Annotated in this window: 14 protein-coding genes; 13 read left to right on the top strand and 1 reads right to left on the bottom strand. The window is 62.3% G+C overall.

Annotated elements, in window-relative coordinates:
* Nucleotides 1–50 precede the first annotated feature (50 nt).
* The 4 genes from BXA07_RS07455 to BXA07_RS07470 all read left to right on the top strand — a co-directional run bounded on the left by BXA07_RS07455 (nt 51) and on the right by BXA07_RS07470 (nt 5,453).
* Nucleotides 51–2,009 carry a glycosyl hydrolase family 18 protein gene (locus BXA07_RS07455; protein WP_280175046.1) on the top strand — a complete coding sequence of 653 codons (1,959 nt, stop codon included), beginning with the start codon at nt 51–53 and terminating at the stop codon, nt 2,007–2,009.
* Nucleotides 2,010–2,087: 78 nt separating this feature from the next.
* Complete coding sequence (locus BXA07_RS07460) at nt 2,088–3,122, top strand: cupin-like domain-containing protein (RefSeq protein WP_139335466.1); 1,035 nt, start codon at nt 2,088–2,090, stop codon at nt 3,120–3,122.
* Nucleotides 3,123–3,391: 269 nt separating this feature from the next.
* A complete protein-coding gene (gene cfa, locus BXA07_RS07465; RefSeq protein WP_244556211.1) occupies nt 3,392–4,579 on the top strand; it encodes a cyclopropane fatty acyl phospholipid synthase in 1,188 nt (395 codons plus the stop codon).
* 28 nt (nt 4,580–4,607) lie between these two features.
* Nucleotides 4,608–5,453, top strand: coding sequence for a LysR family transcriptional regulator (locus BXA07_RS07470; RefSeq protein WP_076566948.1), 846 nt, complete (start codon nt 4,608–4,610; stop codon nt 5,451–5,453).
* A gap of 165 nt (nt 5,454–5,618) precedes the next feature.
* On the opposite strand, the gene BXA07_RS07475 is transcribed toward BXA07_RS07470, so the two are convergent.
* Nucleotides 5,619–6,305, bottom strand: a complete 687-nt coding sequence (locus BXA07_RS07475) for a Bax inhibitor-1/YccA family protein (RefSeq protein ID WP_034752039.1) — start codon at nt 6,303–6,305, stop codon at nt 5,619–5,621.
* Between the two features lie 222 nt (nt 6,306–6,527).
* Here BXA07_RS07475 and ndk point away from each other — a divergent pair, with 222 nt between their 5' ends.
* From ndk to der, 9 genes are all read left to right on the top strand, one after another.
* Nucleotides 6,528–6,944 carry a nucleoside-diphosphate kinase gene (gene ndk / locus BXA07_RS07480; RefSeq protein WP_070223377.1) on the top strand — a complete coding sequence of 139 codons (417 nt, stop codon included), beginning with the start codon at nt 6,528–6,530 and terminating at the stop codon, nt 6,942–6,944.
* A gap of 124 nt (nt 6,945–7,068) precedes the next feature.
* Entirely contained in the window at nt 7,069–8,244 is a 1,176-nt protein-coding gene (rlmN, locus tag BXA07_RS07485) for a dual-specificity RNA methyltransferase RlmN (RefSeq protein WP_071326298.1), read from the top strand.
* An 11-nt stretch (nt 8,245–8,255) separates the two neighbouring features.
* Nucleotides 8,256–9,044 carry a type IV pilus biogenesis/stability protein PilW gene (pilW, locus tag BXA07_RS07490; RefSeq protein WP_076567158.1) on the top strand — a complete coding sequence of 263 codons (789 nt, stop codon included), beginning with the start codon at nt 8,256–8,258 and terminating at the stop codon, nt 9,042–9,044.
* A gap of 13 nt (nt 9,045–9,057) precedes the next feature.
* Entirely contained in the window at nt 9,058–10,044 is a 987-nt protein-coding gene (locus tag BXA07_RS07495; RefSeq protein ID WP_076566950.1) for a helix-turn-helix domain-containing protein, read from the top strand.
* Between the two features lie 85 nt (nt 10,045–10,129).
* Complete coding sequence (ispG, locus tag BXA07_RS07500) at nt 10,130–11,398, top strand: flavodoxin-dependent (E)-4-hydroxy-3-methylbut-2-enyl-diphosphate synthase (protein WP_076567160.1); 1,269 nt, start codon at nt 10,130–10,132, stop codon at nt 11,396–11,398.
* A gap of 33 nt (nt 11,399–11,431) precedes the next feature.
* Complete coding sequence (gene hisS / locus BXA07_RS07505; RefSeq protein WP_076566952.1) at nt 11,432–12,793, top strand: histidine--tRNA ligase; 1,362 nt, start codon at nt 11,432–11,434, stop codon at nt 12,791–12,793.
* 54 nt (nt 12,794–12,847) lie between these two features.
* Complete coding sequence (locus BXA07_RS07510) at nt 12,848–13,516, top strand: YfgM family protein (protein ID WP_076566954.1); 669 nt, start codon at nt 12,848–12,850, stop codon at nt 13,514–13,516.
* An 84-nt stretch (nt 13,517–13,600) separates the two neighbouring features.
* Complete coding sequence (gene bamB, locus BXA07_RS07515) at nt 13,601–14,746, top strand: outer membrane protein assembly factor BamB (protein ID WP_076566955.1); 1,146 nt, start codon at nt 13,601–13,603, stop codon at nt 14,744–14,746.
* A gap of 4 nt (nt 14,747–14,750) precedes the next feature.
* Nucleotides 14,751–16,097, top strand: a complete 1,347-nt coding sequence (gene der / locus BXA07_RS07520) for a ribosome biogenesis GTPase Der (protein WP_070221915.1) — start codon at nt 14,751–14,753, stop codon at nt 16,095–16,097.
* Nucleotides 16,098–16,278: the final 181 nt, after the last annotated feature.

The raw sequence follows: 16,278 nt of genomic DNA on the forward strand, positions 1-16,278 counted from the left end.
CTTTTCATCGAAGCAGAGTGGTATTTCCGCAAACCTGAACAGGAGACAGCGTGGAAAATTCAATACTCAAGAAAACGATCAGGAACATGATGGTATGCCTGGCCAGCGGTGGCGTGCTGGCGGCTTGCGGCGGCGGTGGCGACGCCAGCGCGCCGGCAGGCTCGCAATTGCTGGCGGCCAGCACGGTGGTCGCCTGCGTGCCGTGGCAGGAGGGCGGCACGTATAACGCCGGCACGGTGGTCACTTACCTGGGCGCCAACTACACGGCCCTGGTGACGCAGACCGATCACGTGGGCTCGGGCTGGAATCCCGTTGCCACGCCTAGCCTGTGGAGCGCCGGCGGTACCTGCGACGGCGGCACCACGCCGACCCCGACTCCCACGCCGACCCCGACGCCCACCCCGACGCCGACTCCGGCGCCAACGCCGAACCCGACGCCTACCCCGACACCGACGCCAACCGGCGGCACGTGCGCACTGGCGTGGGCGGCCGGCACGGCCTACAGCGCGGGCGCCACCGTCAGCTATGCGGGCACGAATTACCGCGCCAACTACTGGACGCAGGGCGACAACCCGTCGACCAGCAGCGGCGCGGCCGGCACGGGCAAGCCGTGGACCAGCCTGGAAATCTGCAGCACCACGCCGACGCCGACACCTACTCCAACGCCGACTCCAACGCCGACACCGACACCAACGCCCACTCCAACGCCCACTCCAACGCCGACACCTACTCCAACCCCAACGGGCCGCGAAGTCGGTTCCTATTTCGCGCAATGGGGCGTATATGGCCGCGACTATGAAGTGGCGAACGTGCATACGAGCGGCGTGGCCGACAAGTTGACTTTTATCAACTACGCTTTCGGCAATATCTATCCGAAGAACGGCGGCTATGAATGCGGCATGATCACCAAGGCCGAACCGGGCGCGACGAATCCGAATTCGCCGGACGCGGGCACGGGCGGCGATGCCGAGGCTGACTACATCCGCACGCCGAAGCGCACCGTCGATGGCCAGGCCATCCCCTGGGATGCGCCGTTGTCGGGCAACTTCCTGCAGCTGAAGAAGCTCAAGGCGGCGCACCCGAACCTGAAATTGTTCATCTCGCTGGGCGGCTGGAGCTGGTCGAAGAACTTCTCCGTCGGTTCGGCCACCGATGCGCTGCGCAAGCAGATGGTGCGCTCGTGCATCGATATCTATATCAAGGGCAACCTGCCGGTGCAGGGCGGTCGCGGCGGCGCGGGTGCGGCGGCCAACATCTTTGACGGCATCGACATCGACTGGGAATACCCTGTGGGCGGCGGCCAGCCGTACAACACGGTCAGCCCCAACGACAAGCGCAACTTCACCTTGCTGATGGCGGAATTCCGCAGCCAGCTCGATGCGCTGGGCGCGGCCAACGGCAAGCGCTACCTGCTGACGGCGGCCGTTGGCGCCGGCAAGGACAAGATCGACAACACGGAACCGGCCCTGTATTCGCAGTACATGGACTGGATCAATCTGATGACGTACGACTTCCACGGCGGCTGGGAAACGAGCACCAACTTCAACGCCCAGCTGTTTGCCGACCCTGCCGATCCGTCGACGGGCATGGCGCGCGAGTACGTGGGCGACAAGGCGGTGCAGTACATGATTGCCGCCGGCGTGCCGCGCGACAAGCTGCTGCTGGGCATACCGTTCTATGGCCGCGGCTGGACGGGCGTGGCGCCGGGACCGAACGGCGATGGCCTGTACCAGGCGGCCACGGGCACGGCGCCGGGCACCTACGAGTCGGGCATCGAGGACTATAAAATCCTCGTCGCCAAGAGCGGCACGCGCTACTACCATCCCGTGACCAAGCAGCTGTACCTGTACACGGGGGCGGGCGGCCAGTGGTGGAGCTATGACGATCCGACCGTCATCGGCACCAAGGTCAAGTACGTGAAGGACCAGGGCTTGCGCGGCGCGTTCTCGTGGGAACTCGATGGCGACGCGAACGGCGTGCTGGCGACCGAAGTGTGGAAAGTGCGGTAATGTTGATGTAGCGTAAGAAGCGGCCGGATAGCCATGCTGTCCGGCCGTCGAGTCATGAAAACACACGGGAGACGGGTGATGGCGGCAGTATCGACATTGGGAGTAAAACATCCGGAACAGGAACTGAGCCGCGAGTGGCGCAGCTGGATCGCGGAAAACCTCATGCTGGGCAGCCACCCGTCCGCGCTGATGCCGGTGCTGCAAAAGGCCGGCATCACGGAAGCGCTGGCGCGCCGCGAAGTGGAGCTGGCGCTGCAGAGTCCCTACCTGGCCGGCGCCGTGCGCCTGTCGAACCGACTGGCCAAGCGCGACTGGGTGATCGACATCCAGCGCAAGCTGAACCAGCTGCGCCCGCCCGAGATTCCCCGCCGCGAGAGGCTCTGCGCGCAGGAGTTCCTGGATGAATACTATTGCACCAACCAGCCCGTGGTCATCACGGGCATGCTGGACGACTGGCCCGCCATGGCCAAGTGGAGCCCGGCCTATTTCCGCGAACATTTCGGGCAGCGCGAAGTGGAAGTGCAGTTCGGCCGCGAAGCCGATGCCCAGTATGAAATGAACAGCGTGGCGCACAAGCGCAAGATGGCCTTCGGCGAGTACGCGAGCCTGGTCGAGGGCAGCGGCGCGACCAACGATTTCTATATGACGGCGAACAACGATTCGCAAAACCGGCAGGCCTTGCGCGAACTGTGGGACGACATCGGCCAGCTGCCCGAATACCTGGAGCAAAGTGGCGGCCCCACAGGCTTTCTGTGGTTCGGCCCGGCCGGCACGGTGACGCCCTTCCACCACGACCTGACGAACAACTTCATGGCGCAAGTCCAAGGGCGCAAGCGCCTGCGCATCATGGCCGCCTGCGAAGTGGCGCGCGTGTACAACCAGCGCCACTGTTTTACGCCCGTCGACGGACGCGCCATCGACCTGCAGCGCTACCCGCTGATGGCCGGCGTGCAGGTGCGCGAATGCGTGCTGGCGCCCGGTGAAATCCTCTTCCTGCCCGTCGGCTGCTGGCATTTCGTCGAGGCGCTCGACGTATCGATGACGGTGGCGTTCACCAACTTCAAGTGGGATAACGATTTTTACAGCAAGTATCCATCGAATCACGACTTTTGATCGTCGTGCGGATTGCCGCGAACGCGCAGGGAACAGCCGCCGAACGGGCGGCTTTTTTCATGCTACGGTGCGCTTCTTGTATAAGATATTTCCACAAAATAATTGATTGAAATCATTTTGGAGCAAATATTTTGATATGAATCACCATGATGTTTCATTATCCAGATGGTCATGGCGGGCGGATAATTTTATTGCTGGCGCGGCGCCGGGCCTCTGAGCGGGCTTGCCGGCGCGTGCCGGCACCGACAATCATCTGGAGGCGGCAGGGCATGAACACGCAGCAAACGACACAAGCAGGCATGCAGTTGCAACACACACCGGCAGGCAGCGCCGGACTTCAGCACGACACGCGTCTCACCCGCGAAGCGGCCCAGCTGCTGGCCAGGGCCGACATCCACCTGAATGGCCGCGCCGCCTGGGACATGCAGCTGCGCAAACCGGGCGTGCCGGAACGGGCTTTCGCCAGCGGCAACCTGGGCCTCGGTGAGGCCTACATGGATGGCGACTGGGATGCGAACCAGCTCGACGAATTCTTTTGCCATTTGCTGCGCGCCCGCGTGGCCGACGATGTGCGGCCCATGCGCCTGGCGTTCCACGCCTTGTATGCGCGCCTGTTCAACCTGCAGACGGAGCGCCGCGCCTGGATGGTGGGCAAGGAGCACTACGACCTGGGCAATGCCTTCTATGCGGCCATGCTCGATCCGCGCATGACGTATACCTGCGGCTACTGGAAGGATGCGGCCAGCCTGGCCGAGGCGCAGGACGCCAAGCTCGATTTGATCTGCCGCAAGCTGCGCCTGGAGCCGGGCATGCGCGTGCTCGACATCGGCTGCGGCTGGGGCAGTTTCATGCGCTATGCGGCGGAAAAATACGGGGTGCAGTGCGTGGGCGTGACCATTTCCAAGGAGCAGGTCGAGTATGCGCGCGCCATGCCGGGCGGCGAGCGGCTGGACTTCCGTCTGCAGGATTACCGCGACACCAATGAAACATTCGACCGCATCGTCAGCATCGGCATGTTCGAGCACGTGGGGCACAAGAACCACCGCACCTTCATGGAAGTGGCGCACCGCTGCCTGGAAGACGACGGCCTGTTCCTGCTGCACACGATAGGCAAAAATAAACGCCATTCCACGTGCGACCCGTGGATCGACAAATACATCTTCCCGAATGGCGACTTGCCCTCCATCGGCCAGATCGGCGACGCCATCGATGATCTGTTTGTCGCCGAAGACCTGCACAACTTCGGCGCCGACTACGACAAGACCCTGATGGCCTGGCACGCGAACGTCGAGCAGGCCTGGCCGCAGTTTGCGGCCCAGCTGGGCGAGCGCTTCCACCGCATGTGGTCGTATTACCTGCTGTCCTGCGCGGGCGCCTTCCGCGCGCGCGACCTGCAGCTGTGGCAGTGGGTCTTGTCGAAGCAGGGCGTGCTCGGTGGCTACGAGCGTGTCAGTTGAGATGCGCGTCAGCTGATATCATCGCTTGATGGATATCAATCAAGCGCGTACCTTTCTCGAAGTGGCTTCCTGCGGCAGCTTCATCATGGCGGCCGAGCGCATGCACGTGACGCAGACGGCCGTCAGCGCGCGCATCCGCACGCTGGAGCAGCAACTGGGGCGCCAGCTGTTCGTGCGCAACAAGGCGGGCGCGCGCCTGACGCCGGCCGGCGAACGCTTCATGCGCCATGCGGCCACCATGGTGCAGGTGTGGGAGCGGGCGCGCCACCAGGTAGCCTTGCCGCCGGGGCGCGATGACGCTGTCAGCATTGGCTGCGAACTGAGCCTGTGGCAGCCCTTGCTGGGCGACTGGCTCATAAGCATGAGCCGCGATTGTCCCGAGATCGCCTTGCGCGCGGAAGTCGACAGTCCCGCGCGCCTGCTCGACGCCGTGCACGACGGCTCGCTGGACCTGGCCGTGCTGTACAACCCGCCGCAGCGTCCCGGCCTCGTCAGCGAGCTGCTGGCCGAGGAAAAACTGGTGATGGTGACCACGCGCGCGGACGGGCAGATGCTTGTCGATAAGTACGTTTACGTGGACTGGGGGCCGGCGTTTGCGGCGAATCACCAGGCGGCGTATCCGGAACTGAGCAGCCCGCCCGTGTCGATTTCGCTGGGTCCGCTGGCCCTCGTCTACCTGCTGGAAGTGGGCGGCGCCAGTTACTTCCGCATCGGCTCTGCCCAGCCCTATCTCGACGCAGCACTCTTGTACCGCGTGCGCGACGCGCCCGAGTTCTCGCATTCCGCCTACGCCGTGTATGCGGCCCAGCGCGACAACCCGACCCTGGACCGCGCCCGCGCCTGCCTGCGGGAGGTGGCGGAGAGAATCAGCTAGCTTCGACAGGCGTAAAAAAGCCGACCCGCGGGTCGGCTTTTATTTTCATGCTCTGGCGCATAAGCGCAGCGCATAAAACGTTCAGGGCAAGGCGCGGTGCCGAAGACAGTACGACTACTACGGCGAGGCACTGCAACGCCGCCCTGGGCGTTTTTGCGTTAGCGCTTAGTCGCGGCTGCCGCCAGCGAAGCCCAGCAGGGACAACAGGCTGGTGAAGATGTTGTACACGTCCAGGTAGATGCGCAGGGTGGCCGAGATGTAGTTCGTCTCGCCGCCGTTGATGATTTGCTGCACGTCATACAGGATGTAGGCCGAGAAGATGGCGATGGCGACCATGGAGATCACGATCGACAGTGCCGACAGGCCCAGGAAGATGTTCGCCACCGATGCCAGGATCAGCACGATCACGCCGGCGAACAGCCATTTGCCCATGGCCGAGAAGTCGCGCTTCGATACCGTGGCGATCGTCGCCATCACGGCCAGGATGGTGGCCGTGCCGCCGAATGCCGTCATGATCAGCATGCCGCCGTTCGAGTAGCCGAGCGTGCGCGTCAGGATAGGCGTGAGCATCAGGCCCATGAAGAAGGTAAAGCCCAGCAGGACGGCGACGCCCAGGCCCGAGTTCTTGGTTTTTTCGATCGCGTACATGAAGCCGAATGCGACGGCCATGAAGATGATGAAACCCATGCCGCCGGTCAGCATCGGCAAGTGCATCTGCACGCCGATGAAGGCGCCCAGCACGGTCGGTATCATGGACAGTGCCAGCAGCCAGTAAGTATTGCGCAAGACCTGGTGGCGGACTTGCTGCATGCCCCCCGACAGGTCAAAGGTGCGTTGCATGTTCTGATTCATAGTGCCTCCGTGTTGTCAATTCAAATTACTGCTTTGCCCAAGGATAGCATGGACCCCGGTTTTTACAAAAAAACCAGCTTAAGATTTCATTAAACTCAGGCAAGGCCAGAAGATGGCCACCTGCCTGTCTGGGTGATATGGGGTGGAGTATGGTAAAATCAAAGGTTGATTGAGTTATCAATTTACCGTTTTAAACCTTTCTTTTTATTGGAGTTTTCACACATGGCAATCGAACGCACCCTGTCGATCATCAAACCAGACGCAGTTGCAAAAAACGTAATCGGTCAAATCTACACCCGTTTTGAAAACGCTGGCCTGAAAATCGTTGCAGCACGCATGACCCAACTGTCGCGCGAACAAGCTGAAGGCTTCTACGCAGCGCACAAAGAGCGCGGCTTCTTCAAGGATCTGGTCGACTTCATGGTTTCCGGTCCAGTCATGATCCAGGCCCTGGAAGGCGAAAACGCCGTTCTGGCCCACCGTGACCTGATGGGCGCGACCGATCCGAAGAAAGCAGAAAAAGGCACGATCCGCGCCGATTTCGCCGATTCGATCGACGCCAACGCCGTACACGGTTCCGACGCTGTCGAAGCTGCTAAAGTGGAAATCGCTTACTTCTTCCCAGAACTGAAGGCTTAATTGCCTTAGATAACGTTATTTCCTGGCGTTATCTGTGAAATAACTTATCACCCCCTGTTCCCGCTGCGCTGTGGTGCTTTGCCCCTGATGCGCGCGGGGACGGATTTTTAGAATAGACAAGATCATGAATACGACGACCCTCACCAACTTGCTGGACCTTGATCCCGCGCAACTCATCGCCTACTGCGCCGAGTTGGGAGAGAAACCGTTTCGTGCGAAACAATTGCAACGCTGGATACACCAGTTCGGCGCTTCCGATTTTGACGCCATGACGGACCTGGCCAAGTCGCTGCGCGACAAGCTGGCCACGCGCGCCGAAGTGCGCGCCCCGGCCATCATCAGCGACCATACGTCGACGGATGGCACGCGCAAGTGGCTCGTTGACGTAGGCAATGGCAATGCCGTGGAGACCGTGTTCATCCCGGAAGACAACCGCGGCACCCTGTGCATCTCGACCCAGGCCGGCTGCGCCGTGAACTGCCGTTTCTGCTCGACGGGCAAGCAAGGCTTCAACCGCAATCTGTCCGTGGGCGAAATCATCGGCCAGCTGTGGATGGCGGAATTTGAATTGCGCCGCACCAAGGGCATCGAACCGGGCCCGAAAGGCGAGCGCCAGATCACCAACGTGGTGATGATGGGCATGGGCGAGCCGCTGCTGAACTTCGAGCCGACCGTCACGGCCCTGAAATTGATGCTTGACGACAACGCCTACGGCCTGTCGCGCCGCCGCGTGACCCTGTCGACCTCGGGCGTGGTGCCGATGATGGACAAGCTGTCGCAGGAAGTGCCGGTGGCCCTGGCCGTCTCGCTGCACGCCTCGAACGACACCTTGCGCGATGGGCTGATTCCACTGAACAAGAAATACCCGCTGAAGGAATTGATGGCGGCGTGCAAGCGCTACCTGGAATTCGCCCCGCGCGATTTCATCACCTTCGAATACTGCATGCTCGATGGCGTCAACGACAGCGACGAGCACGCGCGCGAACTGCTGGCGCTGGTGCAAGACCGCGAGTTCGGCGTGAACTGCAAGTTCAACCTGATTCCATTCAACCCGTTTCCCGAGTCGGGCCTGTTCCGCTCGAAAAACCCGCGCATCAAGGCGTTTGCCCAGGTGCTCATGGATGGCGGCATCATCACCACCGTGCGCAAGACGCGCGGCGACGATATCGATGCGGCCTGCGGCCAGCTGGCCGGCGAAGTCAAGGATCGCACGCGGGTGCAGGAACGCATGGAAAAGATGACTGAATATCAACAAAAGTTTGGCGCCAATTTCGGCAAGATCGTGGAAATCCGCTCCTGATGAGGGAAGGCATGGCTCACCAACGCTCGCTCGCCGTGGCTGCTGTTAGCCTGGCTGTGCTGCTGGTCGGCTGCGCCTCATCCACGCCGGACGCTGTTTCCAGCGACGTCCGGGCGGGTGCGTCGGAGCGTGCCGCGCTGCGCCTGCAGCTGGCCAGCGCGTATTATGCGCAAGGCCAGCTGGACGTGGCCCTGGCGGAAGCGGAGCAAGCCGTGCTGTTGTCGCCGAACGATGCGCAAGCCTATGGCGTGCGCGCCCTGATTCTGGCGGCCCAGCGGCAAACTGCGTCTGCCGAGAAAGATTTCCTTTACGCTTTGCGCCTTGCGCCCCACAATCCTGAGTTGAGCAATAATTACGGCCTGTTTTTGTGCCAGACGGGACGCGCCGCGCAATCGCTGGCGTATTTCGATGCGGCATTGGCAGACTCTGCGTATGTATCGCCGGAAAAAGCGCTCAATAACGGGGGCGCTTGCAGCCTGGCCCTGAACGATTACCCGCGTGCGGGCGCGTACTTGCTGCGCGCCGTACGCATCGCACCGGACGTGGCAGTGACGAACGCCGGCCTGGTGCGCGTGTATTACCAACAGCAGGACTACCGGCAGGCAGCTTATTATTGGCAGCGGCTCGGTAAGATAACAACAATGGAGAGCCAGACGGCCGATGTGCTGTGGCTCGGGATCAAGGTGCAGCATAAGCTCGGGGATGCGGGCGCGGAAGCTGGCCTGGGAGCGCATTTGCGCAACCACCATTCCGGCTCCCCCGAATATGCTGCTTATCAAAATGGGGCGTTTGATGAGTGAAACAGGGATACCAATGAATTCAGAGTGGGCAGAAACGCCTCAGCAGCAGCCCCAGGGCAATCTGGCGTTGGCAGGTGCACAGTTGAAGGCGCAGCGCGAAACGCTGGGCTGGCCGGTGGAACAGGTGGCGGACCAGCTCAAGCTGGCGCCGCGCCAGGTGATCGCGCTGGAAGCGGGCGATATGGCGGCCTTGCCGAACCTGGCCGTGGTGCGCGGCTTCGTGCGCGCCTATGCCAAGGTGGTGCGGCTCGACGCGGCGCCGCTGGTGGCCATGATCGAAGTCCATCCGGCGCCGGCGCAAGACCCGGCCGCGCCCGTGCGGCGCGAGATTTCCGCCACGTTTTCGGAATCGCGCTTCCCGTCGATGACGCAGCGTTCGTCGAACCAGACTCCCCTCTGGATCGCCGGCGCCGTGGCCGTCGTCGTGGCAGCCGCCTTTGGCGCGTATAAACTCGGCTATGTGCCGGCCAGCCTGCTGTCCTCGCACGCCGAGAAGGAAACGGCGCATGCGGAAGTGGGCCCCGTGGAAACGACCCTGATCAAGCCGGGCCAGGACTTGACGCCCGTGCAGACGCCGTCCGTGCCCCTGATTTCCGTGCCGCCGCCGCCAGGCAACGATACGCAGACGGGAGCGCCGGCTTCTGCCGCCGCTTCGGCGCCGGCCGCCGCGGCGCCTGCGCCAGCCGCTGCGCCGGCCACGACGCCAGCGACGCCAGCGGCCACGGCTGCCGTCACGCCGCCCGCTGCCGCCCCTGCCGTGGGCGCGAATGCGCTGGTGCTGAAGGTGGAGCAGGACTCCTGGGTCGAGATCCGCCGTCCCGGCACCACGCCGCTGATTTCGCGCATGGTCAAGGCGGGCAGCACGGAAACATTCGATATCACGGGCCCGGCCACCTTGGTGGTGGGCAAGCCTGGTGTTGTGCAGGCAACCTTGCGCGGTGCCAAGCTGGATCTGCCCACCGTAGCCGGTGGCACGATTTCGCGCGTGAGCATTAAGTAATTATCAAACAAGCATCAATAAAATATTGAAATCAGTCGTTTAAGCAAGTAGTTTAAATAAATAAGCAAACTCACAAGATAATATGATGGCTACCTCGAAAACAGCGATCGGCTCCGGCCCTTCCGGCCGCCGCGACAGCCGCAAGGTGTTGATCGCACATGGCCAGCGCCAGATCTGGGTGGGCGGCGACGCCCCCGTGGTGGTGCAGTCGATGACGAACACGGATACGGCCGACGCCATCGGCACGGCGATCCAGATCAAGGAACTGGCGCGTGCCGGTTCGGAACTGGTGCGCCTGACGGTGGACCGCCCGGAAGCGGCTGCGGCGGTGCCCTACATCCGCGAACAGCTCGACAAGATGGACATCGACGTGCCGCTGGTGGGCGATTTCCACTATAACGGCCATACCCTGCTCAACGATTATCCCGATTGCGCGCGCGCGCTGTCGAAGTACCGCATCAATCCGGGCAACGTGGGCAAGGGCGCCAAGCGCGATACGCAGTTCGCGCAGATGATCGAAGCGGCGTGCCGCTACGACAAGCCGGTGCGCATCGGCGTGAACTGGGGCAGCCTGGACCAGGCATTGCTGGCGCGCATTATGGACGAAAACGCGGGCCGTGCCGAACCGTGGCCGGCGCAAGCCGTCATGTACGAGGCGCTGGTGACGTCGGCCATTGAAAATGCCGTGCGCGCCGAAGAGCTGGGCCTGGGCCGCGACAAGATCATTCTGTCGTGCAAAGTGTCTGGTGTGCAAGATTTGATCGCCGTGTACCGCGAATTGGCGCAGCGCTGCGACTATCCGCTGCACCTGGGCCTGACGGAAGCGGGCATGGGCAGCAAGGGCATCGTGGCGTCCACGGCGGCCCTGGCCGTGCTGCTGCAGGAAGGCATTGGCGACACCATCCGCATCTCGCTCACGCCCGAGCCGGGCGGCGACCGCACGCGCGAAGTCATCGTCGGCCAGGAAATCCTGCAAACCATGGGCTTGCGCAAGTTCGCGCCCATGGTGATCGCCTGTCCCGGCTGCGGCCGCACGACGTCGACCACCTTCCAGGAGCTGGCCGACAACATCCAGACATATCTGCGCGAGCAGATGCCGGAGTGGAAGAAATCGTATCCTGGCGTGGAAGCGATGAACGTGGCCGTCATGGGTTGCATCGTCAACGGTCCCGGCGAATCGAAGCATGCGAACATCGGCATCAGCCTGCCCGGCACGGGCGAGTCGCCGGCCGCGCCTGTTTTTGTGGACGGCGAGAAAGTCGTCACCTTGCGCGGCGAGCGCATCGTCGAGGAATTCCAGGACATCGTCTTGAATTATGTAAAGAGTCACTACGGAAACACGGTTGCCGTCTGAGCCCGATCCGATAAAAAAGTAAAGAAGAACACTATGTCCGAAAATAAAAAGCTCGACAAAATCACTGCAGTCAAAGGCATGAACGATATCCTGCCCGCCGACGCCCCGCTGTGGGAATTGTTTGAAAATACGGCGCAATCCGTGCTGCAAAGCTACGGCTTCCAGCAAATCCGCACGCCGATCGTGGAAGAGACGAAACTGTTCGCGCGCGCCATCGGCGCCGTGACCGATATCGTGGAAAAGGAAATGTATTCGTTCACCGATTCCATGAACGGCGACAACCTGACCCTGCGCCCCGAGGGCACGGCCGGCGTGGTGCGCGCCGTGGTCGAGCACAATCTCGTCTACGAAGGCCCGAAACGCCTGTGGTACAAGGGCCAGATGTTCCGCCACGAGCGTCCGCAGAAAGGCCGCTACCGCCAGTTCCATCAGTTCGGCGTGGAAGCCATCGGCTTCACGGGCCCGGACATCGACGCCGAGATCATCATGCTGTCGCGCCGACTGTGGGATGACCTGGGCCTGGAAGGCATCCGCCTGGAACTGAACTCGATCGGCGACGCGGCCGAGCGCCTGCGCCACCGCGCCGACCTGATCGCCTACCTGGAAAGCCACAGCGAACTGCTCGACGAAGAGGCCAAGCGCCGCCTGCACAGCAATCCGCTGCGCATCCTCGACACCAAGAATCCTGCCATGCAGGACCTGGTCAATGGCGCGCCGAAGCTGCTCGACTACCTGGGCGAGGAATCGCTGGCGCACTTCCACGGCGTGCAGAAGATCTTGAACCACAACAATATCCCGTTCACCATCAATCCGCGCCTGGTGCGCGGCCTCGATTACTACAACCGCACGGTGTTCGAATGGGTCAGCGACAAGCTGGGCGCGCAAGGCACGGTCTGCGCCGGCGGCCGCTATGACGGCATGGTGGAAATGTTCGGCGGCAAATCGACGCCCGCCGTCGGTTTCGGCATGGGCGTCGAGCGCCTGGTGCTGCTGATGAAGGATGCAGCCGAGCCGGAAGCCCCGGCCCAGTGCGACGTCTACCTGGTGCACCAGGGCGAGCAGGCTGGCTTGCAAGCGTTCGTGCTGGCCGAGCGGATTCGCGATGCGGGCCTGGACGTTGTGCTACATTGCGCAGCGAGCAACGGTGGCGGCAGCTTCAAGACGCAGATGAAAAAAGCCGATGCCAGCGGCGCGGCGTTTGCCGTGATCCTGGGCGACGATGAAATCGCCAACAATGTCGCGACGGTGAAAGCCATGCGCGAAGCCGATGCGGGCGCGCAGCAGAACACGGTGCCGTTCGACGATGTCGTCGATTACGTGGTGGACCAGATCATCGGCGACCACGATTGCGGCCACGACCACGGCCCTGGCGGCCATGTGCATCACCACCATTGATTTGCAGCAAGACCGTACTACCCTCGATCAACTACTCATTCAAACTGACGACCCATGGCATACGATCACGAAGAACAAGAACAACTGGCAACCCTCAAGGCCTGGTGGCAGCGCAATGGCAATCTGACCTCCTGGGTCCTGATCGTGGCGCTGGCCGGTTACAGCGGCTGGGCTGGCTGGCAGTACTACCAGCGCACGCAGGCGGCGCAAGCGGGCCAGCTGTACGACGAACTGCAGAACGCCATCGCCGCCAAGGACACGGCCAAGGTGATGCGCGCGGCCGGCGACATGCAGTCGCGTTTCGGCGGCACGGCGTATGCGCAGATGAGCGCGCTGGCCGCGGCCAAGGTGGCGTTCGACGCGAATGACCTGAAAACGGCGAAGACCCAGCTGCAATGGGTGGCCGAGCACGGCACGGAAGAGTACAAGGCCATCGCCAGGCTGCGCCTGGCCGGCGTCTTGCTGGACGAGAAAGCCTACGATGAAGCACTGAAGGCGCTGGCATCTGTTGCCGTGCCGCAATTTGCCGGCGCCGTGGCCGACCGCAAGGGCGACGTGCTGGTCGCGCAGAACAGGCTGGCCGACGCGCGCACGGCTTACCTGGCCGCGCTGGCCGCGACGGACAAGAACAACCCAGGCTATCAATTGATCCAGGTCAAACTGGAAGCGATCGGTGGCACGGTGCCGGAAGACAAGGCCAAGGCTGACAAGGCTGCCGCCTGACAGGCACACTGATGGTACGGCGGCGCGGCGTCCCCGCCGCCTGCCTCGCCCTTACAAGTACAAGAAAAAGGTTGGATAACACTTATGCGTGTCACTGAAAAGCTGGTAGCTGCAAGCCTGTTGGTCCTGATGGCCGGTTGCTCGTCCTGGAATCCGTTTGCCTCGAAAGATCCGAAAGTCGAGCCGGCCAAGCTGGTCGAGTTAAAATCGAGCATCGCCGTGCGCGATGTGTGGAAGTATTCGATCGGCAAGGCCGGCGTGTACGCCTTCACGCCGGCGCTGGCTGGCAACAGCCTGTACGTGGTCAGCGCCGATGGCGCGCTGGCGCGCCTCGATGCGGCCACGGGCCGTGAAACGTGGCGCATCAAGGCCGGCAGCGACATCACGTCGAGCGCTGGCAGCGATGGCACGCTGGTGGCCGTGGGCGCCGCCAAAGGCGCCGTGCTGGCGTTTGACGCCGATGGCAAGCAGCTGTGGAAGGCGCAGGCATCGAGCGAAGTGCTGACGCCGCCCGTCGTGGGGCAGGGCGTCGTAGTGGTGCGCAGCGTGGACAACCGCATTGTCGGCCTCGATGCCAAGACGGGCGAGCGCAAGTGGACGGTGCAGCGCGCCACGCCTGCATTGACCTTGCGCAATGCGCCAGGCATGGTGCTGGGCGGCGCAAACGTCTACGTGGCCCAGCCTGGCGGCAAGCTGCTGGCGCTGACGGCAGCGACCGGTGTGGTACGCTGGGAGATCGTCGTCAGCGAACCGCGCGGCGCCACCGAACTGGAACGTGTCTCCGATATCGCCGGCACACCGGTGGTATTCGAAGGCGAAGTGTGCACCGTCACCTACCAGGGCAAGGCTGGCTGCTTCGATGCGGCCACGGGCGTGCCGCGCTGGACCAAGCCGATCTCGTCCGATGTGGGCGTGGCCGTCGACCAGCGTTTCGTGTTTACCGCCGACGACCAGGGCGCCGTGGTGGCGTTCAGCCGCGAAGGCGGTCAGAGCGCCTGGAAGAATGACGCGCTGGCACGCCGCCGCCTGTCGACGCCGGCCTCGTTTGGCCGCAGCGTCGCCGTCGGCGACTATCAGGGTTATATCCACTTCCTGTCACGGGAAGATGGCGCATTAATAGGTCGGATCAGTACCGACGGCAGCCCGATTGTTTCGGCTCCCGTCGTCGCCGGTTCGAATTTGATTTTTCAAACCCAATCAGGGACAGTGACCGCTCTCGCGGTCGAGTAATGTAATGAAGCCGGTAATTGCACTTGTTGGTCGACCCAATGTTGGGAAATCGACCTTATTCAATCGTCTGACCCGCTCGCGCGATGCGCTGGTGGCGGATTTGCCTGGGTTGACGCGCGATCGTCACTATGGCGAAGGCCGTGTCGGCGAACGTCCCTTCCTGGTCATCGATACGGGTGGTTTCGAACCCGTCGCCAAGGAAGGCATCATGCACCAGATGGCACTGCAGACCAAGCAGGCCGTGGCCGAGGCCGACGTGGTGGTGTTCATCGTGGACGGCCGTCAAGGCCTGACCCCGCATGACAAGACCATCGTCGACTTCCTGCGCAAGAGCGGCCGTCCGGTCTTGCTGGTGGTCAACAAAAGCGAAGGCATGCGCTACACGGCCGTCGTGTCCGAATTCTATGAATTGGGCATGGGCGATCCGTACGCGATCTCGTCGGCGCACGGCGACGGCGTCAACGACCTCGTCGAAGTGATGCTGGACCTGGCGTTCGCGCAGCGTCCGGATGAACCCGAAGAGCTGGAAAAGACCGACCGCGGCATCAAGATCGCCCTCGTCGGCCGTCCGAACGTGGGCAAGTCGACCTTGATCAACACCTTGCTGGGCGAAGAGCGCGTAATCGCCTTCGACATGCCGGGCACGACGCGCGATTCGATCGAAATCCCGTTCGAGCGCGATGGCCAGCAATACACCTTGATCGACACGGCCGGTATCCGCCGCCGCGGCAAGGTGTTCGAGGCAATCGAGAAATTCTCGGTGGTGAAAACCCTGCAGTCGATTTCCGAAGCCAACGTGGTCGTGCTGATGCTCGACGCGCAGCAGGATATTTCCGAGCAGGACGCGCATATCGCCGGCTTCATCCTGGAATCGGGCCGTGCACTGGTGGTGGCCGTGAATAAATGGGATGGCTTGCAATCGCACCAGCGTGACGAGATCAAGATCGATATCGACCGCAAGCTCGATTTCCTGTCGTTCGCGCAGATGCATTTCATTTCGGCGCTGAAGGGCACCAACATCGGTCCACTGATGAAGTCGCTCAACGCCGCCTACGCGGCCGCCATGTGCGACCTGTCGACGCCGAAGCTGACGCGCGCCCTGATCGAGGCTGTGGAGAAGCAGGAGCCACGCCGCAAGGGCTCGATCCGTCCGAAGCTGCGCTACGCCCACCAGGGTGGCATGAACCCGCCTGTGATCGTGATTCACGGCAATGCGCTCGACGCCGTTGGCGACCCCTACAAGCGTTATCTGGAAAAACATTTCCGCGATACGTTTGCCCTGGTCGGCACGCCGCTGCGCATCGAACTGCGTACGGGTAAAAACCCGTTTGCACGCACGCCAAGCAAGTAAAATTAAGTGCATATTAAGGCGCCGCAGAGATAATGCGGCGCCGACAGCCAATTCAATGGCTTTTGCATGAGAATAATAAAGTGTTAATGCGCCATGCGCGACAGCGATCGCGAAAACAGGTTACAGTAGCTGCGAAGCATCTTTCTCTCTTTGAAAGGTGTGAGAGCACTTGAAATCAAGC

This window comes from Janthinobacterium sp. TND4EL3 (genome assembly GCF_900156175.1).
GTDB lineage: Bacteria > Pseudomonadota > Gammaproteobacteria > Burkholderiales > Burkholderiaceae_D > Janthinobacterium.

Coding starts and splice junctions, on each gene's coding strand:
- BXA07_RS07460 (WP_139335466.1), top strand. CDS start 2,088: ATGGCGGCAGTATCGACATTGGGAGTAAAACATCCGGAACAGGAACTG.
- cfa (WP_244556211.1), top strand. CDS start 3,392: ATGAACACGCAGCAAACGACACAAGCAGGCATGCAGTTGCAACACACA.
- BXA07_RS07470 (WP_076566948.1), top strand. CDS start 4,608: ATGGATATCAATCAAGCGCGTACCTTTCTCGAAGTGGCTTCCTGCGGC.
- BXA07_RS07475 (WP_034752039.1), bottom strand. CDS start 6,305: ATGAATCAGAACATGCAACGCACCTTTGACCTGTCGGGGGGCATGCAG.
- ndk (WP_070223377.1), top strand. CDS start 6,528: ATGGCAATCGAACGCACCCTGTCGATCATCAAACCAGACGCAGTTGCA.
- rlmN (WP_071326298.1), top strand. CDS start 7,069: ATGAATACGACGACCCTCACCAACTTGCTGGACCTTGATCCCGCGCAA.
- pilW (WP_076567158.1), top strand. CDS start 8,256: ATGGCTCACCAACGCTCGCTCGCCGTGGCTGCTGTTAGCCTGGCTGTG.
- BXA07_RS07495 (WP_076566950.1), top strand. CDS start 9,058: ATGAATTCAGAGTGGGCAGAAACGCCTCAGCAGCAGCCCCAGGGCAAT.
- ispG (WP_076567160.1), top strand. CDS start 10,130: ATGGCTACCTCGAAAACAGCGATCGGCTCCGGCCCTTCCGGCCGCCGC.
- hisS (WP_076566952.1), top strand. CDS start 11,432: ATGTCCGAAAATAAAAAGCTCGACAAAATCACTGCAGTCAAAGGCATG.
- BXA07_RS07510 (WP_076566954.1), top strand. CDS start 12,848: ATGGCATACGATCACGAAGAACAAGAACAACTGGCAACCCTCAAGGCC.
- bamB (WP_076566955.1), top strand. CDS start 13,601: ATGCGTGTCACTGAAAAGCTGGTAGCTGCAAGCCTGTTGGTCCTGATG.
- der (WP_070221915.1), top strand. CDS start 14,751: ATGAAGCCGGTAATTGCACTTGTTGGTCGACCCAATGTTGGGAAATCG.